This is a genomic window from Chitinophaga cymbidii (assembly GCF_007992715.1).
GTDB lineage: Bacteria > Bacteroidota > Bacteroidia > Chitinophagales > Chitinophagaceae > Chitinophaga > Chitinophaga cymbidii.
On sequence record NZ_BKAU01000001.1, the window covers coordinates 1,370,172 to 1,394,424 of the forward strand.

General features: G+C 53.5%; 22 protein-coding genes. 3 read left to right on the plus strand and 19 right to left on the minus strand.

Features of this window, described 5'->3' with window-relative positions; all coding sequences use genetic code 11:
- Positions 1 to 9: 9 nt before the first annotated feature.
- The 4 genes from CCY01nite_RS05380 to CCY01nite_RS05395 all read right to left on the minus strand — a co-directional run bounded on the left by CCY01nite_RS05380 (position 10) and on the right by CCY01nite_RS05395 (position 6,364).
- Positions 10 to 3,351 (minus strand): methylmalonyl-CoA mutase family protein, encoded by a 3,342-nt coding sequence (locus CCY01nite_RS05380; RefSeq protein ID WP_146858518.1) that lies wholly within the window; start codon positions 3,349 to 3,351, stop codon positions 10 to 12.
- 357 nt (positions 3,352 to 3,708) lie between these two features.
- A complete protein-coding gene (locus CCY01nite_RS05385; RefSeq protein ID WP_146858520.1) occupies positions 3,709 to 3,951 on the minus strand; it encodes a hypothetical protein in 243 nt (80 codons plus the stop codon).
- An 18-nt stretch (positions 3,952 to 3,969) separates the two neighbouring features.
- Positions 3,970 to 4,674, minus strand: a complete 705-nt coding sequence (locus tag CCY01nite_RS05390) for an NUDIX hydrolase (protein WP_146858522.1) — start codon at positions 4,672 to 4,674, stop codon at positions 3,970 to 3,972.
- 52 nt (positions 4,675 to 4,726) lie between these two features.
- Complete coding sequence (locus CCY01nite_RS05395; protein WP_146858524.1) at positions 4,727 to 6,364, minus strand: amidohydrolase; 1,638 nt, start codon at positions 6,362 to 6,364, stop codon at positions 4,727 to 4,729.
- A gap of 55 nt (positions 6,365 to 6,419) precedes the next feature.
- Between CCY01nite_RS05395 and ligA the strand changes: the two genes are divergently transcribed.
- Positions 6,420 to 8,516: an NAD-dependent DNA ligase LigA gene (gene ligA, locus CCY01nite_RS05400; RefSeq protein ID WP_246129854.1), complete on the plus strand. Its 2,097-nt coding sequence runs from the start codon at positions 6,420 to 6,422 to the stop codon at positions 8,514 to 8,516.
- The gene (locus CCY01nite_RS05405) at positions 8,513 to 8,965 is read left to right on the plus strand and encodes a nucleoside deaminase (RefSeq protein ID WP_146858526.1); all 453 of its coding nucleotides are present in this window, start codon (positions 8,513 to 8,515) and stop codon (positions 8,963 to 8,965) included. The genes ligA and CCY01nite_RS05405 overlap by 4 nt, the downstream gene beginning before the upstream one ends.
- Positions 8,966 to 9,090: 125 nt before the next feature.
- Here CCY01nite_RS05405 and CCY01nite_RS05410 read toward each other — a convergent pair whose 3' ends face one another.
- Positions 9,091 to 9,300 carry a hypothetical protein gene (locus CCY01nite_RS05410; protein ID WP_146858528.1) on the minus strand — a complete coding sequence of 70 codons (210 nt, stop codon included), beginning with the start codon at positions 9,298 to 9,300 and terminating at the stop codon, positions 9,091 to 9,093.
- Positions 9,301 to 9,538: 238 nt separating this feature from the next.
- Entirely contained in the window at positions 9,539 to 10,231 is a 693-nt protein-coding gene (locus tag CCY01nite_RS05415; RefSeq protein WP_186830920.1) for a LuxR C-terminal-related transcriptional regulator, read from the minus strand.
- A 256-nt stretch (positions 10,232 to 10,487) separates the two neighbouring features.
- Between CCY01nite_RS05415 and CCY01nite_RS05420 the strand changes: the two genes are divergently transcribed.
- Positions 10,488 to 11,081, plus strand: coding sequence for a superoxide dismutase (locus CCY01nite_RS05420; RefSeq protein ID WP_146858532.1), 594 nt, complete (start codon positions 10,488 to 10,490; stop codon positions 11,079 to 11,081).
- A 68-nt stretch (positions 11,082 to 11,149) separates the two neighbouring features.
- On the opposite strand, the gene CCY01nite_RS05425 is transcribed toward CCY01nite_RS05420, so the two are convergent.
- From CCY01nite_RS05425 to CCY01nite_RS05485, 13 genes are all read right to left on the minus strand, one after another.
- Positions 11,150 to 11,923, minus strand: a complete 774-nt coding sequence (locus CCY01nite_RS05425; protein ID WP_146858534.1) for a 3-keto-disaccharide hydrolase — start codon at positions 11,921 to 11,923, stop codon at positions 11,150 to 11,152.
- A 12-nt stretch (positions 11,924 to 11,935) separates the two neighbouring features.
- Positions 11,936 to 13,324 carry a Gfo/Idh/MocA family protein gene (locus CCY01nite_RS05430; protein WP_146858536.1) on the minus strand — a complete coding sequence of 463 codons (1,389 nt, stop codon included), beginning with the start codon at positions 13,322 to 13,324 and terminating at the stop codon, positions 11,936 to 11,938.
- 119 nt (positions 13,325 to 13,443) lie between these two features.
- A complete protein-coding gene (locus CCY01nite_RS05435; protein ID WP_146858538.1) occupies positions 13,444 to 15,102 on the minus strand; it encodes a S41 family peptidase in 1,659 nt (552 codons plus the stop codon).
- Positions 15,103 to 15,131: 29 nt separating this feature from the next.
- A complete protein-coding gene (gene yidD, locus CCY01nite_RS05440; RefSeq protein ID WP_146858540.1) occupies positions 15,132 to 15,362 on the minus strand; it encodes a membrane protein insertion efficiency factor YidD in 231 nt (76 codons plus the stop codon).
- Entirely contained in the window at positions 15,359 to 15,775 is a 417-nt protein-coding gene (locus CCY01nite_RS05445) for a ribonuclease P protein component (RefSeq protein WP_307726080.1), read from the minus strand. The genes yidD and CCY01nite_RS05445 overlap by 4 nt, the downstream gene beginning before the upstream one ends.
- Before the next feature lie 16 nt (positions 15,776 to 15,791).
- Positions 15,792 to 15,947, minus strand: a complete 156-nt coding sequence (gene rpmH, locus CCY01nite_RS05450) for a 50S ribosomal protein L34 (protein WP_012788729.1) — start codon at positions 15,945 to 15,947, stop codon at positions 15,792 to 15,794.
- A gap of 277 nt (positions 15,948 to 16,224) precedes the next feature.
- A complete protein-coding gene (locus tag CCY01nite_RS05455; RefSeq protein WP_146858544.1) occupies positions 16,225 to 16,743 on the minus strand; it encodes an OmpH/Skp family outer membrane protein in 519 nt (172 codons plus the stop codon).
- A gap of 59 nt (positions 16,744 to 16,802) precedes the next feature.
- Positions 16,803 to 17,318, minus strand: a complete 516-nt coding sequence (locus tag CCY01nite_RS05460) for an OmpH/Skp family outer membrane protein (protein WP_146858546.1) — start codon at positions 17,316 to 17,318, stop codon at positions 16,803 to 16,805.
- A gap of 49 nt (positions 17,319 to 17,367) precedes the next feature.
- Positions 17,368 to 20,112, minus strand: coding sequence for a BamA/OMP85 family outer membrane protein (locus CCY01nite_RS05465; protein ID WP_146858548.1), 2,745 nt, complete (start codon positions 20,110 to 20,112; stop codon positions 17,368 to 17,370).
- Positions 20,093 to 20,854, minus strand: a complete 762-nt coding sequence (uppS, locus tag CCY01nite_RS05470) for an undecaprenyl pyrophosphate synthase (RefSeq protein ID WP_146858550.1) — start codon at positions 20,852 to 20,854, stop codon at positions 20,093 to 20,095. Before uppS ends, CCY01nite_RS05465 begins: the two co-directional genes overlap by 20 nt.
- 149 nt (positions 20,855 to 21,003) lie before the next feature.
- Positions 21,004 to 21,861 (minus strand): type IX secretion system protein PorG, encoded by an 858-nt coding sequence (gene porG, locus CCY01nite_RS05475; RefSeq protein ID WP_246129855.1) that lies wholly within the window; start codon positions 21,859 to 21,861, stop codon positions 21,004 to 21,006.
- 59 nt (positions 21,862 to 21,920) lie between these two features.
- Positions 21,921 to 22,811, minus strand: coding sequence for an NAD kinase (locus tag CCY01nite_RS05480; protein WP_146858554.1), 891 nt, complete (start codon positions 22,809 to 22,811; stop codon positions 21,921 to 21,923).
- Positions 22,812 to 22,831: 20 nt separating this feature from the next.
- A complete protein-coding gene (locus tag CCY01nite_RS05485; RefSeq protein WP_146858556.1) occupies positions 22,832 to 24,241 on the minus strand; it encodes a POTRA domain-containing protein in 1,410 nt (469 codons plus the stop codon).
- Between the last annotated feature and the right edge of the window lie 12 nt (positions 24,242 to 24,253).

The following is a 24,253-nucleotide window of genomic DNA, read 5'->3' on the forward strand; positions in this document are numbered from 1 at the left end:
CGAAAGATACTACATATTCCTCCTATACTGTCCCCCCACCTCATACAACGCATGCGTGATCTGCCCCAGCGTACAATACTTCACCGTTTCCATCAGCTCTTCAAAAAGGTTCCCGTTCCGCACCGCTACTTCCTGCAGGTGCTGCAGTTTTGCGGCGGACTGGTCCGCATGCCGCTGCTGGAAGGCTTGCAGGGTGTTGATCTGGAACTCTTTTTCTTCTTTCGTGGAGCGGATCACTTCCGCCGGGATGATGGTCGGGGAGCCGTTCTTGTTCAGGAAGGTGTTGACGCCGATGATCGGGAATTCCCCGGAGTGCTTGAGCGATTCATAGTAGAGGCTTTCCTCCTGGATCTTGTTGCGCTGGTACATGCGTTCCATGGCGCCAAGCACACCGCCGCGTTCCGTGATGCGGTTGAATTCGGCGAGTACGGCCTCTTCCACGAGGTCTGTCAGCTCTTCCACAAAGAAGCTGCCCTGGTTGGGATTTTCGTTCTTTGCTGTGCCCAGTTCACGGTTGATGATCAGCTGGATGGCCATGGCGCGGCGCACGCTTTCTTCGGTGGGCGTGGTGATGGCTTCATCATAGGCATTCGTGTGCAGGGAATTGCAGTTGTCGTAGATCGCGTAGAGCGCCTGCAGCGTGGTGCGGATGTCGTTGAAGTCGATCTCCTGCGCATGCAGGCTGCGGCCGGAGGTCTGAATGTGATATTTCAGCTTTTGCGAGCGGTCGTTCCCCTTGTACTTGTATTTGATCGCTTTGGCCCAGATCCTGCGCGCAACGCGGCCGATCACCGCATATTCGGGGTCCATGCCGTTGCTGAAGAAAAAGGACAGGTTCGGGGCAAAGTCATCGATATGCATGCCGCGGCTCAGGTAATATTCCACATAGGTGAAACCGTTGGCCAGCGTAAAAGCAAGCTGGGTGATGGGATTGGCGCCGGCTTCCGCGATGTGGTAGCCGGAAATGCTGACGGAGTAAAAGTTCCGCACTTTCCGCCCGATGAAATATTCCTGCACGTCACCCATCAGCTTGAGGGCAAATTCCGTAGAGAAGATGCAGGTATTCTGCGCCTGGTCTTCCTTCAGGATGTCCGCCTGCACGGTGCCGCGCACGGTGCTGAGCGCATGGGCCTTTATCCTTTCATATACTTCCGGCTCCAGCACTTCGCTGCCGGAAATCCCGAGCAGGCGCAAGCCCAGGCCGTTGTTGCCATTGGGCAGACCACCGTTATAATGCGGCAAAGGATGATCGGAAAATTTTTTACGGATGATGGCGTCCACTTTTTCCGTGAGGCCCTGCTCCGCAATATATTTTTCACATTCCTGGTCGATGGCCGCATTCATGAAAAAGGCGAGCAGGATGGGCGCGGGACCGTTGATGGTCATGGACACGGAGGTTTTCGGATCACAGAGGTCGAAGCCGCTGTAGAGCTTTTTCGCATCGTCTACCGTGGCGATGCTCACGCCGGAGTTGCCGATCTTGCCGTAAATATCCGGACGGTAAGCCGGGTCCTCGCCATAGAGCGTCACGCTGTCGAACGCCGTGGAGAGGCGCTTTGCGGGCTGGTCCAGCGACACATAGTGGAACCTTTTGTTGGTCCGCTCCGGCCCCCCTTCTCCCGCGAACATCCGCGTGGGGTCTTCGCCTTCGCGCTTCAGCGGGAACACGCCCGCAGCGTAAGGAAATTCTCCCGGCAGGTTTTCGGTCAGCTGCCAGCGGAGGATGTCGCCCCAGTCCTGGTACTGCGGCAGCGATATCTTGGGAATGCGGGAATGGGAGAGGCTTTCCGAGTACAGCGGCAGCTTGATCACTTTATCCCGCACCCTGAATTCATAATGGTCTGCGGTGTATTTTTCCTGTAACGCGGGCCATCCGGTGATGAGCGCCTGGCAGTCCGCATGCAGCTGGCTTTGCAGGTGCTGGCTGATCTCCTGCAGGTCTTCCGGGTGTTTTAAGCCGGGGATCTTCAAGGCCCCTTCCACCTGGTACCATTGTGTGGCGATGGCGCACTGTTCATTCACCCATGCGCCGTACTCCTCAATGGTCGTGGTGATCTCCGCGAGGTAGCGGACGCGGGCCGGCGGGATGATCATGGATTTTGTGGTGGTGGCGGACACGGGTTTGTCCGGGTGATCCTCCCCGAAATGTACGCCGGTTTTCTCCACGATGCGGTGCATCAGGCGGTCGAACAGCTGGTTCACACCGGGGTCGTTGAATTGCGAAGCGATGGTGCCTACTACGGGCAGTTCTTCTTCTTTCGCTTCCCAGAGGTTGTTGTTGCGTTTATATTGCTTGCGCACGTCGTGCAGTGCATCGAGCGCACCGGCTTTATCGAATTTATTAATGGCGATCACATCGGCGTAGTCCAGCATGTTGATCTTTTCCAGCTGCGATGCGGCGCCGTATTCGGGAGTCATTACGTACAGCGCGATGTCGCAATAATCCACAATGGCGGTATCGCTTTGCCCGATGCCGGAGGTTTCGAGGATGATGAAGTCGAATGCCGCGGCTTTGCAAATGTCGATCGCTTCCTGGATGTGGAGGCTGATGGCTTTGTCGCTTTCGCGGGTGGCGAGGGAGCGCATGTAGGCGCGGGGATGGTGGATGCTGTTCATCCGGATGCGGTCGCCAAGGAGGGCGCCGCCGGTTTTCTTTTTGGAGGGGTCTACCGATATCACGGCGATGGTCCGGTTATCGTATTCCCGGAGGAAGCGGCGCACCAGTTCGTCCGTCACGCTGCTTTTGCCTGCGCCGCCGGTGCCGGTGATGCCCAGTACGGGGGTTACTTTAGTGGTCTTTTTGATTCCCGCCAACTGGCCGTTCAGCGCGAAGTTTTCCGCGTAGGTAATGGCCTTTGCGATCTCCGGGGAAGCGTCTACCTGCAGGTTTTTCGCATCCAGCTTCCAGGCGCCTTCCTGCACGGTAGCGAAATCGCATTGCTTCACCACATCTTCTATCATCCCGCCAAGACCGAATTTGCGGCCGTCGTCCGGAGAATAAATACGGGTAATGCCGTATGCATGCAGCTCTTCGATCTCCGAAGGCAGAATGGTGCCGCCGCCGCCGCCGAAGATGCGGATATGGCCACAGCCTTTTTCTTTGAGGAGGTCGTACATATATTTAAAGAACTCGATGTGGCCTCCCTGGTAAGAGGTTACCGCGATACCCTGTGCGTCTTCCTGGATGGCGCAGTCCACGATCTCGGCGGCGGAACGGTTGTGGCCGAGGTGGATCACCTCCGCGCCGGTGCTTTGCATAATGCGGCGCATAATGTTGATGGCAGCATCGTGACCATCGAATAGAGCGGCCGCCGTAACAATGCGGACCTTATGTTGTGGTGTATAAGACATTCTCGCAAGTTACGAAAATAGCCGCTGTAGCATGATAAGAAGGGAATTTTTGATATTGTTCAACCGCAATCGGTTTATAGATAGATAAAAACAAAAGAGGCTGACTTAAAAGGAAAATCCTTCTGCGTCAGCCCCGGAGAACAGGATCGTGATGAAATGGAAGCGGTCCTGTTAATTCATAACGTGGAATCGATAAAATGCAAAACAAAAAATATGATGGTTGCCATCCGGTTCAAATAAATGGCGGTAAGTATGATCATTTAGAGTTTTCCCTGTCAAAAAAAGTTGAATTGTGCAATTTAGAATTGGTCTCTGGCTACAGTCAAAATATACCCCTGAAATGCTAGTGTGTATATCTTACACAATCTTAATTAAAATTTTGTTAAAAACCAATTTTTTTATGATCCTGATCAGAAATTCAGGTGGATGAAAAAAGTTAGGATTGAAAATCAACGGATTAACCGGCGGCCTGAAAAAAAGCCGCATCGTATAGCGCGGATTCGCCGCTATTACGAATCGGCGGCGCGGACAGGGCGTAGTAAATAAATTGCCGGGGATAAGATCGGGATAGCGCAGGTCGCAGGGGGTGATCTTCTCCATGTATTAAATGCAGGAAATTTAAAACCCTAAACTTTTCTTTTGCCGCTGACTGTACTTCTCCTGGTTGAACTTGTAAAGCCTCGCGGGCCGGTGGGGCACTTCCTGTTCTTCTTCGTTCAGGTCTATCAGGTAGTCCATCGCAAAGAACTTCTTGCGGAAGTTACGGCGGTCCAGCTTCACGTCCAGGATAGCTTCGTAAAGGTTCTGCAGTTCGCGCAGGGAGAACTTTTTGGGCAGGAGGTTGAAGCCGATGGGTTGCTCTATGACCTTATGCTGCAGACGCTGGTAGCAGGTGGCGAGTATTTCCTTGTGGTCGAACGCCATATGCCTGATATCTTTCACGGCATGCCAGTGCAGGTCGTTGTTATGCTTCTTCAGCTCTACATGGCCGATGTTCACGAGCGAATAAAAGGCGATGGAGATCACGCGGCCGGCAGGGTGGCGGTCGATGGCGCCGAAAGCCTGCACCTGCTCCATGTACACGTCCTCCAGGCCGGTACGTTCCTGCAATACGCGGTAGGCCGCTTCTTCCAGGTCTTCGTCCGGCCGGACGATATCTCCCAGCAACGACCATTTTCCTTTAAACTCATTCAGGTCCGATTCAATGAGCAATACCTTCAGTACATCTTCATCGAATCCGAAAATGACACAATCAATGGAAATAGCAGCCTTAAAATAATCCCTGATCTCTGTAAGATGGGTATTAATGTTCTTGGTGTTCATAACAGTGGAAAATCGTGGAACTGTAATAAATATAAAAATTATCTCGTGCTAATCATAACCTTGCGCCGGAAATAAATGTCCCCAGCACTTTTGTTTGCAATATCTGTTCTTCGGGAACCTGCATCAGGTCGCGGTCCGTCATAATGAAATCCGCGGCCTTCCCCGGCTCCAGGCTGCCTTTGATCTTTTCTTCAAAGGATGCGCGGGCGGGCCAGATGGTCATGCCGCGCAGGGTTTCTTCCCTGCCGAGCGCGTTTTCCGGCTGAAATCCCCCGGCCGGGTAACCACTGGTATCTTTCCTCGCCACCGCCGCATAAAAAGTACGAAGCGGATCGATGTGTTCCACCGGGAAGTCCGTTCCCAAAGGCATCCAGCCATTCTGCTTTAACAGCTGCCGGTAAGCGTAGGCATACCGGAGGCGCTGCCCGCCGAGCCGGTCTTTCGCCCAGTACATGTCTGACGTGGCATGCGTGGGCTGCACGGACGGCACGATGTTGTTCTCCCCGAAAAACCCGAAATCCGTGGAATCCACCACCTGCGCATGTTCTATCCGCCAGCGTTTGTCATTCTTCCCGTTCAGCACGGCAGCGTATATACGAAGTATGGCGCGGTTGGCAGAATCCCCGATAGCGTGGGTGCACATCTGTATTTCGGTTTTCGCGAGGATGGCCGCCTGCTCCGCGAAGTACTGCGCATCTTTCAGCATAAAGCCTTTCCATCCCGGCCTGTCCGCGTAATCGTGTAAAAGGCAGGCCCCGCGTGAACCGAGCGCGCCATCGCCATAAAACTTGATGCCCCGCACCTGGTAACGTTCTTTCACCACCGGCCCGCGCTTCACGAGGTAATCGATGTTCTCCCGGCTGTCGCTCAGCATGATGTTCAGCCGCAGGCGCAGCTTCCCTTCCTGGTACAGCCGGTCCAGGAACTGCACCTGCTGCAGGTCCAGCCCGCAATCCGTGATGCTGGTGATGCCCGCGGCCAGGCAGTTCTCCTGCGCTTCCATCAGCGCGGCTTCTGTTTCCGCGCCGGAGGGCTGCGGCACTTTTGCGGCGGCAAGGTCTACCGCATTATCGATCAGTATGCCTGTCAATCTGCCATTGCGCGTTTCGATGGTGCCGCCGGCAAGCGTTTGTCCTGCCTGCAGGCCAGCCGCCGCCAGCGCGGCGCCATTGGCGATAGCGGCATGACCGTCCACCCGTTCCAGCAATACCGGCGTATGCGGGAACAGGCTGTCCAGTTGCGCCCTGTCCGGGAATGATTTATCCGGCCAGTCGTTCTGATCCCATCCCCCGCCCACGATCCATCCGCTCTCGTGCTCCGCTGCGAATGCTTTCGTTCGCTCCAGTACTTCGTTCCAGCTGGCGGTTCCGGTGAGGTCCACTTTCAAAAAAGACATGGCATATCCCCAGAAATGGGCATGGGCGTCATTAAAGCCGGGGTATATGATCGCGCCTTTGGCATCGGTGACGGAATCGGCCCGGAACTTTTTCAATATAAATTCGCTGGTGCCTGTGGCAATGACAATACCGTCCCGCACGGCCATGGCCTCCACCACGGTAAAAGCGGAATCGGCCGTATAGATCTTCGCGTGATGAATGATCAGGTCCGCTTTCGGCGGCCGGACGCAGCTGATGAGCAGTATGAAAGCGAAGGACGGGAGCAGATATTTCAATTTACAGGAGCGTTTCATATACTTGCGTTGAAGGAAAGACTAAATTTACGGCAGCGATCTCACATAGCAATTTATGATGTACACGAAGGAAACAGAAATCAAGCTGGCCCGCCTGGGTAAAACATTACTATCTACCCCCCCGAAGCAGCCTGCGGCCGACACGATCGATTCACTGCGGCAGGTGATCCGGCACAGCGACTGGCGGTATTATATACAGGACGATCCCATCCTCAGCGATGCGGAATACGACAAGCTGTTTGCCTGGCTCAAGGAGCTGGAAAAGGAAAACCCTGAGCTGGTAACGCCGGATTCCCCCACGCAGCGCGTAGCGCAGGGGCTCACGAAAGTGTTCCCCACGGTGCAGCACCTCGTGCCCATGCTGAGCCTGGAAAACTCTTACAATGCGGACGATCTGCTGGACTGGGACCGGAAGGCCCGCGAGGTCAGCGGGCTCCCCGAGATCGAGTATTGCATCGAACCGAAATTCGACGGCGCCAGCATTTCGCTTATATATGAAGACGACCGCCTCGTGCGCGGCGCCACGCGCGGTGACGGCGTTCAGGGCGACGAGGTGACCGTGAACATCCGGCAGATCCGCTCCATTCCGCTGACCGCGGGCTTTTCCGCATACGGCGTACAACAGATAGAACTGCGCGGCGAAGTGCTCATCAACAAGAATACCTTTAAAAAGCTGAATGAACAACGCACGGCGGAAAACCTGCCGCCCCTGGCGAATCCGCGCAATGCGGCATCCGGCTCACTGCGCATCGTAGACCCGAATGAAGTGGCCAAACGCGGACTGGAAGCCTTTCTCTATAATATGAGCTATCACACGATGATAGACGATATACCGGAGCCGCCCGCCATCCAGTCGCACAGCGCTACCCTGGAAATGCTGTCCCAACTGGGCTTCCGCAGCCCGGCCAAAGAAATGAAAGTAGTGCGCGGTATACAGGCCGTGATCGATTACTGTCTTGAATTTGAAGCCCGTCGCGATGACCTGCCTTATGAAATAGATGGCATGGTGATCAAAGTGAACAGCTATGATCTGCAGGACAAAATGGGCATGACCACGCATCATCCGCGCTGGGCCATCGCCTACAAATTCAAGGCCCGCCAGGGCACCAGCAAGCTGCGCGCCGTGGAGTTCCAGGTGGGGCGCACCGGTTCCATCACGCCGGTGGCGAAAATAGACCCTGTGCCCATCGGTGGCGTAACCGTAGGCTCCATCAGTCTTTTCAACGAAGATGTGATAAAGGAAAAAGACCTGAAGATCGGGGATACCGTGTTGGTGGAAAGAGCGGGCGACGTGATCCCCTACATCGTAAAATCCATGGCGGACCTGCGGGACGGCAGCGAAAAGGATATCGTTTTCCCGAAGACCTGCCCCGTTTGCAGCGATCCCCTTTTCAAGCCGGAAGGCGAAAGCGTGTGGCGCTGCGTGAACATCAACTGCGAAGCGCAGGTGGTGGAAAGGATGATCCATTTCGTGAGCAAGGACGCGATGGACATCCGCAGCCTCGGCGAAAGCAATGTGCGCAAGTTCTACTCCCTCGGGCTGCTGCAGGATGTGCCCGGCATTTACACCCTCGATTTCGAGGCTATCGGGAAACTGGAAGGGTTCGGCCCGAAATCCATCAGCAACCTGCAATCCGCGATCGAGAAGTCCAGAACGCAACCGCTGCACCGCCTGATATTCGGGCTCGGCATAAGATACGTGGGCGAAACCACCGCCAAAACGCTCGCGCATGCGGTGCAGTATCTGCCGGACCTGGCGGGCTTTTCAGAAGAGCAGCTGCTGGCGCTGGAAGACATCGGGCCGAAGGTGGCCGGGTCTGTGAAACAGTTCTTCAGCAACGCGGATAACGTGGAGATGCTGCAAAGGCTGGAAACACTGGGACTAAACCTTCACAGCACCAAAGGAGCGCTGTCTGCCGAGGGCACGCTGAGCGGGCAAACGTTCCTGTTCACCGGCACGCTGCACAAGCTGAAGCGCAGCGATGCGGAAGCGCTGGTGGAAGAGCATGGCGGCAAGATCGTGAGCGGGGTGAGCAGCAAGCTCAATTACCTGGTGGTGGGAGAAGATGCGGGCAGCAAGCTGGAAAAAGCGAAGAAGATCAACACGGTGAAGATATTATCGGAAGATGAATTTATAAAGATGGTGGAATGATGAACATGATGAACGACGAACATTTCATGCGGCAGGCGCTGCAGGAGGCGCGCAAGGCGCTGGAAAAAGACGAGGTGCCCATTGGCGCGGTGGTGGTCATGGACGGGCAGATCATCGGGCGGGGCTTCAACCAGGTGGAAATGCTGACGGACTGCACCGCGCATGCGGAAATGATCGCGCTGACAGCGGCTTTCAACTACCTCGGCAGCAAATACCTGATGGACGCTACGCTGTACGTGACGCTGGAGCCCTGCGTGATGTGCGCCGGCGCGTTGTACTGGAGCAAGATCGGGCGTATCGTATATGCCGCGCCCGATGAAAAGAACGGCTACCGGCGGGTGACAGGCGACAAATCTCCCTTTCATCCGAAAACAAAGGTGGAAACCGGGCTTTGCGGGGAGGAGAGCCTTCAGCTGGTAAAAGGTTTTTTCTCCGGGAAGAGAAAATAGTGCAGTCCGGGTGAAGCGTGGCTTCACCGGGGGCCGGGCAGTAAAACGGGTTTCCAAATGATGGATGCAAGACCGGAAAAAAACGTGGCGTTTATAGGGCAACAAACAACGAATGAACGTTGTCGTTATATTTTCTGGCATCGCCGGAGATAGATGAACACATCATCCAGCTCAATCTGCTTTAACTGATAGGCAAGCTGGGTCTTCAGGTCCACCGTTTCTTCCTTGATTTTTTTATATTGATCTTTTAATGCCTGATACCTGGCCACTATTTCTTCGGACGTGGCGGATTGATCCAAAGCCAGTATATCATAAGCCTTTTCTTCGGTTATCATAGTGATAAGTATTACCTCAAAAACTATCCAAATGAACTCCGTGTCTAATTCAGGCTACTAAATTAGTGGAGTTTGACTCGCCGGAAAATACCCAAGCTTGGGTATTTTTCCCGCTCCCAAAATACCCCTGAGATGTGCGCCCCTAGCCGTTATAAATTAAAATTGGAAATATGTAAACTGATTATCAATAGTGAAAATTGTTAATCTGATCGAAGTTGCTAATTTGTTTGCTGAATTTTCACTGTACCCCGATCTGCCTGGCCAGGGCGACCAGTTCAGGTGTATTGCGCACCTTTAATTTGAGGCGGATATTCTTCCGGTGGGTTTCGATGGTATATCTGCTGAGGTTCAGTTTTTCGGCGATCTCCTTGTTATTGTGGCCGCGCGCGGCAAGCATGAAAATATCTTTTTCCCTCGCGGTGAGCTTGTTCAGCACATCCTCATTACGGCGGCGCAGCAGCTCCCGCAGCGCTTCGCTGATCTGGCTGCCGGTATCAATGGCGTAAGAAAAATCCAGGAATACGCAGATCACATCTTCCACATTTCCTTCGCGGTCGAACGTAAAAGGCATGCCCAGGCCCACCAGCCATACCCATTCGCTTTGCCCGCGCTTGCGAACGCGGAGCAGGCCGCCGAACATGCTTTTTTTGTCTTTGAAGGACTGCTGTGAAATATCAAGGATAGGCGCATCATCCGGATGGGTGATGGCTTTAAAGAAGTCTGTGCCGAGTGAAAGTATCTCTTCCAGTGAATAGCCAATTGTTTCCGATAACTGCCGGTTACACCAATTGACAGCTTTTTTGGAGTTGTTGGACGTATACAGCATGGCTGGCATTTGATGTACGATTGCCTCCAGATGTTCAAGCCGGCTCCGCAATTGCGCATTCTCCGATATCAGCGCATCCAGAGAATCGCGTGGTTCTGTGCCCATGTCCTGCATATATTTGTTTTAAACAAACAATAGTGAAAACTAACGATGAATACTATACGAATATAATTAAATGCTGACTATCCGTTATAACACCTTTATGTAAATATAAAAGAATTACCAATATATCCAAACGGCGTTAACATGCGAACCCCTTCCTGGAAAAGGTTTTCATAAAGGTTTGACAATTCCCTCATTAGGCAGTATTTTTGACATCCAAAGAAAAAGTCAATTCTTTAACCCATAAAAAAATTGGATTATGGCATTTACACTTCCTGCTTTGCCGTACGCGAGCGATGCGCTGGAGCCGCATTTCGACAAGCAAACGATGGAAATCCATCACGGCAAGCATCACCAGGCTTATGTAGACAACCTGAACAAGGCTATCGCTGGCACCGAGAACGAAAATAAATCACTGGAAGAGCTGGTGGCGAAAGCCGGCAGCATCAGCCCCGCAGTCAGGAACAACGGCGGCGGCCACTGGAATCACAGCTTCTTCTGGGAAAGCCTCGCTCCCAATGCAGGCGGCGCGCCCACCGGCAAACTGGCCGATGCGATCAACAGCGCTTTCGGCTCTTTTGATGCATTCAAGGAAAAATTCAACGCAGCAGGCGCAACCCGCTTTGGTTCGGGCTGGGCATGGCTGATCGAAAAAGACGGCAAGCTGGAAATCACTTCCACGCCTAACCAGGACAATCCCCTGATGGACGTTGCGGAAGTGAAAGGCAAACCCATCCTGGGCGTGGACGTGTGGGAACATGCGTACTACCTGAAATACCAGAACCGCAGGCCCGAGTACCTGGCGGCTTTCTGGAACGTAGTGAACTGGGACGCTGTCAGCAAACGTTTCTAGTCCGTAAAACATTCCAATAAAAAAGGTAAGCCGATGTGGCTTACCTTTTTTTATCGGTCAAACTGCTACTACAGTTCCCTGATCTTGAAATTCTTGAACCAGATCTCACTGCCATGGTCCTGCACGCAGATATGGCCTTTCTTTGCCACGCCATACCCTTTGTAATCTTTCCATTTACCGGTGGTTTTGTTCTTCTGCCATTCGTCCGTCCACATTTCGGTATCCACCACTTTTTCGCCGTTCAGCCAGTGTTCCACATGGCCTTTGTTCACCACGATCTTTGTATGGTTCCATTCGCCAACGGGCTTTGCCGCGAGTTTGGACGGCGGGTTCATAGCGTAGTTGGCGCCTGATTTCTGCCAGTCTTCCAGCTTCTCGGGGAAGTTCTCATCGTCTATCAGCTGGTATTCGGGGCCGCTCATGTAAGACGCTTCGAACTCTTCGGTAACCAGGTAAAGGATACCGCTGTTGCCCTGCGGCGCGATCTTCCAGTCCGCTTCCAGCTCGAAATTCTCATACTGGTCGTTGGTGATCAGGTCGCCGCGCATATCGCTTTTATCGGTGCTGCTGCCGGTGCAGTGCAGCGTACCGTCCACCACGCCCCAGGTGTTGGATTCCTTTCCTTTAAAGATGCGCCAGCCGTCGAGGTTGCTGCCGTTGAACAGGAGTTTCCATCCTGCTGTTTTTTCCGCTTCGGTGAGCGTGTTGGCTGCTGGTTCCATAGCTGCTTTATTTTCACTGCCGATGGCAGTATCCGCTTCAGAAGTTTGTTTGCCTGCGTTGTTGCAGGATGTTACCGCTATTGTGAGGGCGCATGCCGCGGGGAACAATATTCGTTTCATAAGATGGATCGTTTATTTGTTTACGGTTTTCAGATTTTTCGGGTCCCAGTACATGATCTTGTTCTGGAAATAGCTGTCGTTGCAAAGCAGGGCGGGCGCGGCGGCACGGAAACCGAACAGGGCGTCTTCATTCACTTTGCCTTTCGTGCGCATGGCGTTGAAAAGGTTGTAGAAGTGATCGAAATGCGCGCCTTTATATCCTTCTTCCGCCACATATTCCAGCTTGTCCGGCGGCAGCATGTCTTTCCGCTCGTACACGTATTGCTTGCCGTTATCTTTCTGCTGTTTGGTCTGCAACAGGGGATCGTCGGTAGCGGCGTAAGCCTTGTTGCGGTAGAGGGTTACTTTGTCCCACTCTACGGTCATGGAACCTTCGCTGCCTACCATGCGCAGGTAGTTGGTGCCGCCGGTGCCGTCCACGAAATTCACGCGGAGGGACAGGTTGAAGGCGGGATGGATGTTCGTTTCGGGATAATCGAACATGCCGAGCATCACGTCCGGCACTTCGCGGCCGTCTTTCCAGTAGCGCAGGCCGCCGGTGGCCATGATCTTGTCCGGACCGATAGAGCCTGTCACGAGGTGAAGGCTGGAGAACAGGTGTACGAACAGGTCGCCGGAAACGCCGGTACCGTAATCCCGGTAGTTCCTCCAGCGGAAGAAACGCAGCGGATCGAAGGGGCGTTTTTTATTGTTGGCAAGGAAGGCGTCCCATCCTACGGTAGCGGGAGAAGCGTCCGCCGGGATCGGGTATTGCCATGCGCCGAATGGCGACATACGCGCCCAGAAGCCTTCCGCATAGTTCAGCTGCCCGATGGCGCCGTCTTTCAGCAGTTCGCGGGCTTTCTCGTTGCCGAGGGAGCTAACGCCCTGGCTGCCTACTTCAAATACAACGCCTTTGTTCCGGTTCTGCGCGTCCACAACGGCAGCGCCTTCGGTGATATCGTGCACCATCGGTTTTTCGCAGTACACGCTTTTGCCTTTATTCATGGCGGCTACGGAGATATCCTTGTGCCAGCTGTCCGGCGTGGCGATGATCACCGCATCCACATCCTTTCTTTCCAGAATTTCCTTGTAATCACGTGTGGTATAAATGTCGCTGCCCCATTTCTTTTTGGCGTCTGCGAGACGGCCATCGTACAGGTCGCAGGCGGCCACCAGCTTTACGCCGGGCACCTGGATGGCGGTGGAAGCATCGGCGGTGCCCATGCCGCCGGCACCGATCAGTGCGATCTGGATCTGGTCGTTCGCGCTATAGTGGTCTTTCTGACGGCGAAGCTGCTCGAGGCTTCTTTTCCGGTCTGCTGCTGTAATAATGTTGGGAAGCAAGGACGCACCCACTACTCCTTTGGCCAGTTTGGTAATAAAGCCGCGGCGTGAGTTACCTTTTGAATTTTCTGTCATGTTGTTTGCTTTTATAGTACAAAACAATTAAAGATAGCAGGTATAAAAAAACGAAAAACAATTTAACCGTGCAAAGTAAAACACGGATAAATTGTTATTTCGATGATATCGGGCGTTGTTTAGTTCTTTTTCCCCAGCAGCTGCTGGTATCTTTCGGGCTGGTGCAGCAGCGCAACGGCCGAATCCACATCCCTGTCCCACGAAAGCCCTTTCTCGATCCTTCCCTGCTGCGGATAGTAGCGGTTCATGATCTCTTCTTCCAGCAGGTGTTTGATTTCGGTCTTGTTACGCAGGAGGTCCTGTTTTTTGTCGTGCTTCATTTTGGCCTGCAGCGCTTCAAATTCTTTGGAGAGGCCGTCGTAGTACTTCTCGCGCTCCGCCACGCTGCGGAAGCCTTCGAGGGCTTCTTCGCTGCGGGTCTTGTAGCTGTAGTCTTTCCCTTCGAGAAATTCCTCGAAATCCCCGAACTCGGCTTCCGTTAAAGTGAATTCGGAGGCGGGTTTCACGGTGGGATGCGCGTAATAGTAGCGGGTGGCGTAATCGAAGATGTACTGTTTGCGGAGCAGGGTGATGGCTACCTGGCTGAGCAGGGTGCTTTCCACTTTGGCGTCGGGCTCAATGCCGCCGCCGTCTTTCACGGGCCGGCCGCCCGCGGTGGTAAAGGAGCGGCGGAGGGAATCGGGTACGTAGTCCGCTTCACCATCTTCATTACGGGTGGAATAGTCGATGGCCTGTATGCAGCGGCCGCTTGGCGTGTAATACCGTGCTGTGGTCACTTTCAGCTTGGCGTTATAGGGCAGCGGGCGCGTGGTCTGCACCAGGCCCTTGCCATAGGAGCGCTGGCCCACTACCAGTCCGCGGTCCAGGTCCTGCACGGCGCCCGCCACGATCTCGGAGGCGGAGGCGGAGGAGCGGCTGGTGAGCACTACCAGCGGGATGTTCATGTCTACCGCGGGTTGCATGGTCTTGTATTCGCGGTCCCAGCTTTTCACTTTGCCTTTGGTGCTTACGATGAGCTGGTTTTTGTCGATGAAGATGTTGGACAGGGTGACGGCTTCTTCGAGGAGGCCGCCGGGGTTGCCGCGGAGGTCCAGCACAACGCCTTTCAGGTCCGGGTTGCTGCGCTTCAGGCCCTCGAAGGCTTCCTGCACGAGCTGGCCGCTGTTTTCCGTGAATTGCGTCATTTTGATATAGCCGATGTCTTCCCGGATAATGCCGGCAAAGCTGACGGGTTTTACGTTGATGTCTTCCCGTATGATCTTGCGGGGCGTTTCCTGGCCGGTGATGGGGTGTCTTAACACCATGTTGAGCGTGGTGCCGGGATTGCCTTTCAGGATGCTGCTGATATCCTCCTGCTGCATGCCTTTGGCGTTTTTGCCGTTCAGCGATACGATGATATCGCCGGGTTTCACGCCGGCTTTGAACATCGGGCTGCCTTCATACACGTCTGTGATGGCCGTCCAGTCGCCATCCGTATAAATGGAAGCTCCTACGCCGCCATATTTGCCGGTGGCCATAAAACGCAGCTCGTCCAGGTTCTCTTCCGGCACGAAGTCCGTATAGGGGTCCGTTTCTTCCAGCATGGCCTCTATGCCTTTGTGCATGAGCTTTTCGGGCGGGAGGTCTTCCACGTAATAGGTATTCAGCTCGCGGTAGAACGCGGCGAAAATATCCAGGTTCTTGGCGATCAGGAAGTACTTGTCGCTGTTGCGGAACGCGGTGAAGACCAGGCAGAGGCCCAGCAGCGAGAACAGTACGAACTTTTTGGATATGCGCATGTTAACGATTTAATGTTTGAAAATACCCGTCAGGGCACCGGATCATGGCCGTGGCCGCCCCAGGGATGGCATCGCAGGATTCTCCTTACGGTGAGCCATCCACCCCGGAAAAGCCCGTGCTTTCTGAATGCTTCCAGTCCATATTGAGAGCAGGTGGGCGTGAAACGGCAGCTGGCTCCCAGGAACGGGCTCAGGCACCATTGATATATTTTGATCAGAAAAATAAACGGGAAGCTTAATATTACCGCTAACTTCTTCATGCTTTACCCACACTCTTTTGCATTTTATTTTCTTTGACCAGTCTCTTTAAAATTACCGAAAATTTATCGCGGAGGGTGGGGAAATCGGGGATTTTTTTATCGGTATAGATAAAAAACACGGCGAGTTGTGTGGGATCTGCCTGCAATGCTTCGTACAGCTGATGTTTTTGCAGGCGGTAGCATTCGCGGCCGAGGCGTTTGATGCGGTTACGGTCTACGGCACGGGGGAATTTGCGGGATGATACGCTGAATCCGGCCTGAACAGGGTATTTGTTGGTTGTGAGCCTGGCCGGCATATAGATCACCCGGTAGGGGAAAACAGAAAACGCTTTTCCGTCCCGAAAAAGCGTTTCAATCATTTTCCTGCTTTTTAACTTCTCTTCCTTGTTAAAAGAATAAGTTTTTATGGCAATATGCGTTTATTGCGGATTATTTCAGCTTGCGTTCGTCAGATACGGTCAGTTTCTTTCTGCCTTTCGCTCTGCGGGATGCCAATACTTTACGGCCGTTGGCAGTTTCCATTCTCTTTCTGAAACCGTGTACGCTCTTTCTGCGTCTGTTATGCGGTTGAAAAGTACGTTTCATCTTTAATATTAATTTTGCTGTTGTCTGATGGGCTTCGCAAGCTCGGCCGCATCGTTTTTGTAATACCTGTCCCGTTCTCAGCGGGCGGACGATGATCTGCCCCGTTTAAAACGGAAGGCAAAGGTAGGGAAAAATATTAAAAGTAAAAATGAAAATTGAAAAAAGCGGCGGGAACGGCCTGGATGCGGGAAATGGCGCGTAAACCGCGGATTATCAATGCATAAAAAAAGCAGGCCACATCGCGGCCTGCCTTCCTATAATGTTTTTTCTGCCTTTCTTATTGAACACCCAGCTTGGTTTTCACAGCGGCCAGGATGTCGTCGCCGGCGGGAGTTACGAGCAGCCAGCCTTCAGAGCTGTCTATCACATAATTATATCCCTTCTCCTTTGCTACGTCTTCGATCGCTTTGCGGGCTTTGTCGTATACCGGTTTCAGCAGTTCGTTCTGCTTGGTCTGGATCTTCTCGCGGGCGATGGTTTCGTAGTCCTGGATGCGTTTCTGTGCTTCCTGGATCTCTTTCACTTTCACTTCTTTCATTGTTTCGCTCATGGCGGGAGTAGCCTGTGAAGCTTTATCGAACTCCTGCATCTTCTTGTTATATTCATCGATCAGGGTCTTGCTTTCCTTCTCCAGTCCCTGTGCGAAAGTTTCGATATCCGTTTGTGCTTTTTTTGTTTCAGGCATAGCCTGGATCAGTGCCTGGGCATTGATGTGTGCGATTTTGGATTGTGCACTTGCCTTTGCGCTGAATAAACCGGTGAATGCAACAAGTGCAATAACTACGTACTTCTTCATGATGATGTTGTCTTGTGTTTAAAAGAAATTTAAAACGTTATAGGCCAATATTTAGGGGGTTATTTTTTCACCCCGAGGGATTTGAGAATGTCTTCGCTTTTGTCCAGCTTCGGATCGGAGAAGATCACGGTGATGCCCTGGGACTTGTCCAGCACAAAGTCGTACATCCTGCTGGCGGCCAGCTTCTGCACGGCATTGTAGATCTTGTCCTGTATGGGTTTCACCAGTTCCTCGCGTTTTTTGAACAGGTCGCCTTCATAGCCGAAACGTTGTTTCTGCAGGTCTTTTGCTTCTTTTTCCTTCGCTATTATTTCATCTTCCCGCTTGCGTTTGAGGGCGTCCGTCAGCATCACGGACTCTGCCTGGTAAGATTTATACATCTTGTCTACTTCCTGGAATTGCGCGTCGATCTCTTTCTGCCACTGTTCTGCAATTGCGTCGATCTTCTTCTGCGCTTCCTTGTAGTCGGGGATGCTTTCCAGTATGTACTTCGTGTCTATCACACAATACCGCTGCGCGAGGGCGCCGAAAACAGTTCCTAATACAAGGGCGGCAGTGATAAAAAATCTTTTCATGAGATAAAATTTTTAGTATTACGCGGCTACGCAATATATAATAAATATTTTATTCCGGTTCAAAGCCGAGCATGAAGGTAAATTTAGCGGCGTCCTTCATACCATTCCCCGGCCTTAACCTATCCAATCCTATGCCATAGTCAAAACCAAGGAGACCGAACATCGGCAGATAGAAGCGCGCACCCACGCCCACAGAGCGTCTCAGGCGGAACGGATCATATTCCTTGAAGTCGCGGTAACCGTTGGCGGCTTCCATGAACATCAGGCCGAAAATGGTCGAGCTCGGGTTAAGACTGAAGGGATAGCGCAGTTCCACCACATATTTATTGAACATCGAGAACCCTGAATAACCGGCGGGCGGCGCGGTGCTTTCCGGGTTCAGCTTCGGGTTCGAAGTATAATATACCGGGTAACCGCGCTGGGAGATGATATCACGGTCATACACCGCGAAGTTGCTCAGACCGTCGCCACCCAGCTCGAAGCGGCCGAAAGGCGACAGCGTGGTACGATCGTTATATCTTCCCACGTAACCGAACTTGGCGGCCACTTTCAGTACCAGCTGCTTGTTGTCCGCACCACGGGCACGGCTCAACGGAACATACCATTCCGCGTTCATGCGGTATTTCTGGTATTCGATGAATTTGAACTGGTCCTTGATGGGTTCCTTGGCGTAATCACGGTCCGGGTTGAAAACGGAATACGGAGGTGTAAATTGTCCGAACAGCATGAAGCTGGAGCCGCTGCGCGGGAAGATCTGCTGATCCACGGAAGAGCGGGCGAGCGTCAGGCGCAAGCTAAGGTTGTTGGATACGCCGTTATCAAAGCCTTCGAGGCCGAAGTAGTTGAAATCCCGCAGCTGGTAGCGCTGATAGTTGATGGAATACATCAGCGAGAACCAGTCATCCGGCCAGCGCAGCTGCTTGCCGAGTGATACGGAGCCGCCGAGCACGCGGAAGTACGCGCCGGGATTGCTGACGGGCTGGTTATAATATTCCGCGAAAGCGTTCGGGTTCTGGTAAGTGCTGTAGAAGCTCACGGAGAACGGATTCCTTTTCTTGCCGCCGAGCCAGGGCTCGGTGAAAGAGAAGTTATAGGAGCGGTACGCTTTACCGTTGGAGGAGATACGCACGCTCAGTTTCTGGCCGTCGCCGCTGGGCAGCGGGTCCCAGGTTTCTTTCCGGAAAATATTACGGAGGGAGAAGTTGTTGAAGGTCACGCCGAGCGTACCGGTGAGGCCGATATAACCGCCCCATCCCGCGGAAAGCTCGAGCTGGTCGTTCGCTCTTTCTTCCACTTTATAGTCGATATCCACTGTACCGTCCGCCACATTGGGCACGGGGTTGATACCGATGGTTTCAGGGTTGAAGAAGCCGAGCTGTGATATTTCGCGTTGTGAACGGATAAGGTTCTGACGGCTGAACTTGTCGCCGGGCAGGGTACGCAGCTCGCGGCGGATCACGTGCTCATTCGTTTTTTCGTTACCGGCGATGCGGATATCCTTGATGGTGGCCTGCGGGCCTTCCTGTATGCGGATCTCGTAATCGATCGTGTCTTCCCGGATGCCTATTTCCACAGGGTCTACCTGGAAGAACAGGTAACCGTCATCCATGTAGAGGCTGCCGAGGTCGCCGCCTTCGGGGCCGGGAGGGTTGCCGAGGCGTTTGCTCAGCAGTTCCAGGTTGTAGATATCGCCTTTCTTGATGCCGAGCACCTTGGAAAGAATGGTATCGTTGTATACGGTGTTGCCTCTCCAGGTGATGTTACCAAAGTAATATTTTTTTCCTTCCTCGATCATCATCTCGATGTTGAGATTGCCTTTGAGGGAGGGATAGGTGGTGTCTTTTACGATCTGTGCGTCCCTGAAGCCGCGGGAGTTGTAGAAGGCGATGATCTTTTCCTTGTCTTCTTCGTATTTGGTGTCGTTGAACTTGGCGGAGGAAAAGAGTTTGAAGCGGAAGTAAGGGTCCAGGGCCTCGAGGGTTTTGGTGGCGGACAGCCAGCCGAGGTCTTTCCAGTAGTTACCGGCGAAGTCTGTGCTGTCTGGCCATGCGTTGGCATTGTCCGGATAAAGGGTGAAACGGCTGGTTTCCTTGGTGCCCTTCATTTTTTTCTTGACGGCCTTGTCGCGGATATCATCATTTCCAACGATGTGGATGTCGTTGGTGCGCACCTTGTTGCCTTTGTTGACGTGAAAGATAACGGTGGCGGAGTTGATGGCGGGTGGCGGATCTTTCTTTTCTTCCATGCGGACGGTCACATTGCGGAAACCTTTTTCCGCATAGTACTTGCGGGCCACGGAAACGGTGTTCTGGGCGAGGGCTTCGGTCACCACGCTGCCTTTACGCAGGGCGGCCTTGGTGGTCAGCTCGTCGGCTTCCGTTTTCTTGATGCCTTTGAAAGCGAAGCTGGACATCCTGGGTTTTTCCACCAGTTCAATTTCCAGCCAGATCTTCTGTCCTTCTATTTTAGTGATGTAGATAGCGATATTGGAGAACAGGCGCTGGCCCCAGAGGCTCTGGATGGCTTTGGCGAAATGGTCGCCGGGGAGCACCACCTTGTCTCCTACAGCGAGACCTGAAAGGGACAGCAGCAGGGACTTATCAAGGAATTCAGTGCCGGTAACGGCAATGTCGGCAATTTCATACTGCTGCGGACTGGCCATACTGAAAGGGCTGATATCCGCCGGACGGTTTTCCGGGGCGGGAACAGTATCCCTTTGCTGGGCACGCGCAGTCAATCCCGCGCTGCAACATAAAACTACGGCCAGTAGGCTTTTAGGAAACAATTTCTTCATTCTGCTGTATTTGTTCGCTTGTTTTGCCGAATCGACGTTCTCTGGTTTGATAATTCAAGATGGCTTCGTACAGGTTCTCTTTGCGGAAATCAGGCCAGCGGGTGTTGGTAAAGTAAAGCTCCGCGTAGGCCAGTTGATACAATAAGAAGTTGCTTATACGGTGTTCGCCGCTGGTACGGATCATCAGTTCCGGGTCAGGCAGACCAGCGGTGCATAGGTATTTCTCCCATATTTCGGATGTCACTTCGTCCGGGTTCAGCTTGCCGGCCTGCGCATCTTTAGCGATGTTGCGGGCGGCCTGCAAGATCTCCCAGCGCGCGCTGTAGCTCAGCGCCATCACGAGGTTGAGCCCTGTGTTCGGAGCCGTGATGTCCATTGCTTCCTTCAGCTCCCGGAGGCAGTTTTCAGGCAGCATGGTCATATCACCGATCACGTGCAGGCGTATATTATTTTTATTGAGTGTACTTACCTCCTTGCGGATGGTTGTTACCAGCAGCTCCATGATCCCGTTCACTTCGTACACCGGCCGATCCCAGTTCTCCGTAGAAAATGCGTATAAGGTAAGGTATCCAATGCCCAGTTCGGCACAACCCTCCACGATATCCCGCACACTTTCTACTCCCTGATGATGCCCGTAAAGCCGATCCTGCCCTCTTTCCTTGGCCCACCGTCCATTACCGTCCATGATAATAGCGATGTGGCTGGGCAGTCGTTGCAGGTCTAATTGATCCTTCAAACTCATGACTATTCAGGCGCGTTAAAACAGATTTACTAAAAGTGTGCAAAGATACAAAAATAACTTTATGCCCTTTCCGGCAAAGGGTATCAGGTGGTTTTAACGTAGTTTTAACGGGAAGGGTTGCTGGCAGCGGCTTACAAGGCGCGCCGGGCCTAGAATTTACAGCGGTAGGAGGTGAACAGGATGCCGAGGGTCAGCTCGATGGTGGCAAACTGGTCCTTATCCCGGCTGTTCCCGCGCTGGCGGCCCTGCACCCCGATGGGCGCGCCGGTGACATTGGAGCGGTCCTGCAGGATGGCCGCCAGAGTGGCGCTGCCGTCCGCTTTGGTGGGAAAGGCGCTGATACCGGCATAGGTGGTGCTCACATCGTCCAGGTAATCGGTCTGCGTGAAGCGGAAAAGCACTTCCAGCCCCAGGTTCACCCGCCTGCTCAGGCTGTATTTCATGCCTCCGCCCATCAGCCAGGCGTAGGAAAACAGGGAATAAGGCTTGCGGTCCGGGTACGCCGAAGTGCCCTGCCCCTCCGTATGCATGGGCTGCAGGAAATATTTATTACCGTTGTAGTAAGCGTATGGATTGAAATGGAATGCGGAAATGCCGAGGGTGAGATAGGGGGAAAAGCGGTAATCGTAGCTGCCGGGCTCAAAGCGGAAGAAATTGAAATCCCCCTGCAGGGCCAGCTCGAAGACATCGGAATTGAAGCTGAGGTTGCGGCGGCGCTGGAATTCGTTGGTATTGTACACGTCGGAATACCCCAGCTGCATGAAGCGGAAGTGCGCCCGCGCGCCTACATAATCATTGAAATATTTACGGTAAAAGATGCCCACCGTGGGTTTTACGGCCCGGAGCCCCGTGGTGGTGTTGATGTCCCCGAAATAATGCGCGCCGCCAGCGGTGAAGCCAAGTTCGCCGATATAGCTCATTTCCTGCTGCGCGGTGGCTTTTTGGGCAAGGGGACCGGCCAGCAGGACCGTCATCATCCATAAAATCCTGAAATGAATATGCTGCATAAACATCTGTAAGAACGCAAAATAAGGCTTTTTCGTATGGTGAAAAAGGGTAATGGCAGTTACTTTCTGCCGGCATTGCGGGTATCGATGCCCCATAACAGCTTGTTACGCAGCGTGTGCAGGAAGTTCCCTTCATTCAACCGCAGCAGGCTCACGGAAAAATCTTCCTTTTTCACGGCCAGCTGCACCCGGTTGTCGATCACCTCCATGCGGGAGTCGAGCGTACAGAGGAACTGATCGCTGCGGCCTTCCACTTCAAAGGAAATAACGTTGTCGTCCGGCACAATGATGGGGCGCACGTTCAGGTTGTGCGGGGATACGGGCGTGATCACGAAGCTGGCGGCATCCGGAAATACGATGGGGCCGCCGCAGCTGAGCGAATAGCCGGTAGAGCCGGTGGGCGTGGCCACGATGAGCCCGTCCGCCCAGTAAGTATTGAGAAATTCGCCGTTCAGGTAAGTGTGGATCTTTACCATGGCGGAGGTATCTTTTTTGTGGATGGTGAATTCGTTGAGCGCGTAGGGCACGTCGCCGAACAGGGGGATGCTGGCGTCCAGGTGCACGAGGCTTCTTCTATCCACCACGTAGCTGCGGCTGACGAGCGCATCCACCAGCTGATGGATCTCTTCCCGACCGATGCCGGCCAGGAACCCCAGCCGCCCGAAGTTCACGCCCATCACGGGAATGTTCTTGTCCCGGATGAAGCTCACCGTGTCCAGCAGGGTGCCGTCTCCACCCAGACTGATCAGGAACTCAATTCTGCCGTCGAGGTCTTCCGCGCGGGAGAAAGTATCCGCGTCGGCGGACAGCTGCACGTGCGGCCGCAGCTCCCTGTAAAAAGGCTCGTATACTACCGGTGTGATCTCCTGGCGCTTCAGTTCATCCAGCAACAATTGTATATCTTCCAGGTCTTCCCTGACAAAACCGCGGCTGTAAAGGGCTACGTGCATGTTGAATTTTGTGGTTCGTGTTACATATCCAGCTTAGCGTGCAAAAATAAACCTTTTTCTCCCAATTGATTGATGCTGTATTCAAAGCGGATGCAGGTGTCGTAGAAAGACACTACGTCCAGCCCGATGCCGCCCGTGTACAACATCCTGTTATTCAGTATGCCGTTGCGGGTGAGCTTCGAATAGGCATAACCCATGTCACCGTATGCTTTCGCCAGCACGCGGATGGGCAGGCTGCTGAATTTTTTCGGAACGATGGGCAGGTTGATCCTGAAGTTCAGCAGTTCGCGGCGGAGGGTGGATTTGAAAATGAAAAAGCTCGTGCCGTCTACCACGTAATATTCCAGGCCGCGCAGGTAATCATCCCCATAACCCATCGCCCGCACGCCGATATAAGGCTGCTTATCGGAAAATTTTGCCTGCCCGATCACGCCCAGGGCGCCGTAGGTTTTCCGCGCCAGCTCCCAGTATTTAACGGCCCTCACGCGGAACTTAACGAAGTCCAGCCCGCTGAGCGGACCAATGCCGGCTTTCGACACCTCGCCCTGGAGCATGGCGCCCTTCAGTGGATACTGCCAGCTGTCTGCCCGGATGTAATTCACCCGGTACGCCAGTTCCAGGTAGCCGATGTCTTTCCGGCCGTTCCCGAGGTAATCGGGGTTCAGGATCACCACGGAGTCGTTCACGGATTCGGTGTTGTACGTGAGGGACACCTGGTGGCGGGTGTTGATCGCTTTGCGGTAAGAATAGGTGAGGCCGAGCTGGAACTGCCGCCGCAGGAAATCATCCTGCCGGAAAAATTGCTGCTTGTTGGCGTCCGACACATAGTTGATCTCACGGTTCCGGCTATACGACACCACAAAGCCCAGGCCGTGCCGGAAACGTTTGTCGATATAAGGCAGGTTATAGCCCAGCAGGAACTTCTGCGTATAGCCGACGGTAACATCCGCATACACATCGTCGTTCCGGCCGGTAAGATTGTCCTGGAAAGCTTTTACGCCCACATTCACTCTTTTGAGGCTCCTGTTCTGCTCCACCCACCACTGGTTGAAGTTGCGGTCCGCCAGCTTGAAGATGGGAAAAGCAAAGAGGTACCATCGTTCCCACACTTCAAATACGGCATCCGCTTCCCGGCCTTCCCAGTTCTTGACATTGGCGGTGGCGTTGAGGAACAGCGAGGTGTTGAGCAGCTGCTTGCGGGCGCTTTCCAGCGTTTCGCCGAGTGAATGAAGATAGATCGTATCACCGGGCTTTACGGGCAGTTCGCGGAGGATGATGGAGGTGCGTGTTTTTTTATTTCCCTGCACGATCACCTGGCGCACCACAAGATAGTTCGTATCCTGCGCCGGAGGGCCTTCCACCTGCGCCAGCACGGGTAAAGCAAACAGCAGGCATAGCCATATGCCGGAAATGTAGAGAACAGAGCGCATGCAGGATTGTAG